The organism is Streptomyces mexicanus (assembly GCF_902506575.1).
Taxonomy (GTDB): domain Bacteria; phylum Actinomycetota; class Actinomycetes; order Streptomycetales; family Streptomycetaceae; genus Streptomyces; species Streptomyces mexicanus.
The window spans coordinates 4,573,706-4,576,608 of record NZ_LR732544.1 but is presented as its reverse complement, the minus strand read 5'-3'; the positions used below and the strand labels follow the sequence as shown (position 1 = coordinate 4,576,608).

At 69.9% G+C, this 2,903-nt stretch carries 3 protein-coding genes, 1 tRNA gene and 1 pseudogene; 3 read left to right on the top strand and 2 right to left on the bottom strand.

Annotated elements, in window-relative coordinates:
* Positions 1-167 (bottom strand): malonate decarboxylase subunit alpha (locus tag GV126_RS37490; RefSeq protein WP_159673925.1); only part of this gene is annotated, 167 nt, incomplete at its 3' end.
* Between GV126_RS37490 and GV126_RS20590 the strand changes: the two are divergent.
* Positions 161-349 (top strand): annotated as a pseudogene (locus tag GV126_RS20590) (SUKH-3 domain-containing protein); the annotation flags it as partial. The gene GV126_RS37490 and the pseudogene GV126_RS20590 overlap by 7 nt on opposite strands.
* Positions 350-365: 16 nt before the next feature.
* On the opposite strand, the gene GV126_RS20585 reads toward GV126_RS20590, so the two are convergent.
* Complete coding sequence (locus tag GV126_RS20585; protein ID WP_159668921.1) at positions 366-1,709, bottom strand: sensor histidine kinase; 1,344 nt, start codon at positions 1,707-1,709, stop codon at positions 366-368.
* A 167-nt stretch (positions 1,710-1,876) separates the two neighbouring features.
* On the opposite strand from GV126_RS20585, the gene GV126_RS20580 reads away from it, so the two are divergent.
* Both GV126_RS20580 and GV126_RS20575 read left to right on the top strand, forming a co-directional pair.
* Complete coding sequence (locus tag GV126_RS20580; RefSeq protein WP_159668918.1) at positions 1,877-2,737, top strand: hypothetical protein; 861 nt, start codon at positions 1,877-1,879, stop codon at positions 2,735-2,737.
* 15 nt (positions 2,738-2,752) lie between these two features.
* Positions 2,753-2,825, top strand: a tRNA-Gln gene (locus GV126_RS20575).
* Positions 2,826-2,903: the final 78 nt, after the last annotated feature.

Here is a 2,903-nt window from a genome sequence, read left to right as displayed (position 1 = left end):
GGCACGGTTTCACCGCAGCAGGTCTCGATGGCCGGGGTCAGCGGCGGGTGCGGGTTGAGCGACCAGTGGCGGCAGATCTGGACCTTGAGTGCCAGCGATGCGGCGTAGGTCGGCAGGATCAGGTCGGGGGTCGTCGGCAGCGTCAGGAGTGTATAAGAGACAGGCACTGGGCACCGAGGTCTGCCCGCTCGGCCTGGAGACCGACAACCAGGCGCTGCTCGCCATCGACGCCGAGGGCCGCGTCTACGCCCTCGACCACACCGGCGACTGGTACCTCGGCCCCGACATCGACCAGGCCCTGGCCACTCTCATTTCCGGCATCACACCCGTACGCCTCACCGCGGGCTGAACCCCCCACAACCGGGCTACGGCGCCGGAATCACCGCCGACACCCGGAAACCCCCCGCCTCCGTCGGCCCCGACACGAACACCCCGCCCAGCGCCAGGACCCGCTCCCGCATCCCCACCAGGCCGTTGCCGCCCGACGGCAGACCCGCCGACTCCGCCGACGCCGGCTCCGGCGGCGGCTCGTTCTCCACCTGCATCGCGATCTCCGACCCCCGGTGCGCGAGCCGCACATGCGTCTTCGCGCCCGCCGCGTGCTTGTGGACGTTCGTCAGCGCCTCCTGGACCACCCGGTACGCGGTCTGCTCGACATCGGGACCGTAGGACCGCGCCTCCCCCTCCACCGACAGATCCACCACCATCCCGGCCGCCGCCGACTGCCCCACCAGCTCCTCCAGCTCGGCCAGGCACGGCCCCTCACCCCCGGGCCCGCCGGCCGCCCGCGAGGCGGCCGCGGCCGCGGCGGCCCCCACGGCCGCCAACGGCACCGATTCCGCCACCGGCACCGATCCCGCGTCCCGCGCCCGGCGGCTCTGCTCCGGCCCGTCACCGCTGCGCAGCACCCCGAGCATCTCCCGCAGCTCGGTGAGCGCCTGCCGACCCATGTCCCCCACCAGCGCGGCGTTCTTCACCGCCTTCTCCGGGTCCTTCCGCGCCACCGCCTGCAACGCCGCCGCGTGCACCACCATCAGGCTCACCCGGTGCGCGACCACGTCGTGCATCTCCCGCGCGATCCGCGTCCGTTCCTCGTTGCGCGCCCACTCGGCCCGCTCCTCCGCCCGCTCCGCGAGCAACTGCAACTCCCGCTCCAGGCTGTCCGCCCGCTCGCGCAGCGACTCCATCAGCCGCCGCCGGGCCCCGACATACAGACCCAGCAGCAGCGGAGGCGCCGTCAGCCCCAGCGAGGTCGTCACCGCGGCGAACGGCACGAACCAGTCACCGAGGGTGAAGTCGCCCCGGGCCATGTCCTGCCCGACCCGCACGAACGTCACGATCATCGTGCCGAGGAACGACATCCCGGCCAGCGCGCCGATGATCCGCCGCGGCAGCTCGCACGCGGCCAGCGTGTACAGCCCGACGATCCCCATCAGGAAACCCATCTGGGCCGGGGTGACGGCGATCCCCACCAGCACCACCGCGATCGGCCACCGCCGCCGCACCAGCAGCACGGAACCGGCCAGCAGCCCGAACACCACCCCGACGGCCATCGGCACCCCGGCGTCCCGCGCGAACGGCACCCCCTCCGCGGCACACTCCGCCGCGGACACCAGCGCCAGGCTCCCGTCGAGCACCGCACTGCGCCACCGAGCCCACCACCACGGCCCGGTCCCGGCCGCCCGGTGGTCTTCCCCCGTCCTGGTCATGCCCTCCAGCGTACGGGCGCCCGCCGGGGCTTTTCCGGCGAGTTTCGCGCGGGGGCCGTGATCACACGCAGTGAGCAAACGGCATCGAAACCGGCCGGTTTCCCTCGAACTGGTGAACATGCGCCGTTCGAGCCCGGAGGCCGACATTCCGGCCGGACGGTATGCCCATGGCACATCCATCCGGCAAGTACGCCGACTTCGAGGGACTGCGGGAACGGGCGGTGGCGCTGCGGCGGGCTGGGCTCAGCCGACGGCAGATCCGTGACCGCCTGCACGTGGACAACAACGACATCCTCAACCGCCTCCTGGAGGGCGAACCCGCTCCGGAGTGGACGAAGCGACCCAACGCGAAGGACGATCTACGCGCCAAGGCACGTGAGCTTCGGCTCCAAGGCTGGACCTACGACCAGATCCAGGTCGAACTGGGGTGCTCGAAGAGCTCGATTTCCCTGTGGGTGCGGGACCTGCCCAAGCCGGAGCGACGCGACCCGACCGAGCAAGCGAAGCTGGCAGCACGCAAGAGGTGGGAGCATGAGCACGCGGTCCGGGATGAGGCACGGCGGGAGACCAAGACCACTGCGGCGCGCGAACTTGGCGAAATGACCGACAGGGACCTCTTTGTGGCGGGGGTAGCTCTCTACTGGGCGGAGGGAACAAAGGACAAAACGTACGACCGGCGAGAAAACGTTATCTTCGTCAACAGCGATCCCGGCGTGATCCAGATCTACCTTGCCTGGCTCAGGCTTCTGGGTGTCGAGTCGGAACGCCTGCGGTACCGCGTGATGATTCACGAGACTGCAGATGTGGAGGCGGCCAAGCGATACTGGGCCGACCTGGTCGGCGTCGACCCCGCTACGTTCCAGAAGACGACGATCAAGAAGCACAACCCCAAGACGGTGCGCAAGAACGTAGGCGAGAACTATCGTGGCTGTCTCGTGATCCGCGTGTCGCAGGGCGCCGAGCTCTACCGCCGTATCGAGGGCTGGTGGACTGGATTGGTGACCCAGGCACCGTCACGTCTCCGGTAAGGTCTGAGGCAGTGATCCGCCATGGGGTAACTGGTAGCCCGCGGGCCTTTGAAGCCCTGTAGTGCTGGTTCGAATCCAGCTGGCGGAGCTGCTTGGTTCGGGTCCTGACCTCCACAGGTCAGGACCCGCTCTCGTCTCCCCCCTCCCCCTCCCCGCTATCCTGCGG

Coding starts and splice junctions, on each gene's coding strand:
- GV126_RS20585 (WP_159668921.1), bottom strand. CDS start 1,709: ATGACCAGGACGGGGGAAGACCACCGGGCGGCCGGGACCGGGCCGTGG.
- GV126_RS20580 (WP_159668918.1), top strand. CDS start 1,877: ATGGCACATCCATCCGGCAAGTACGCCGACTTCGAGGGACTGCGGGAA.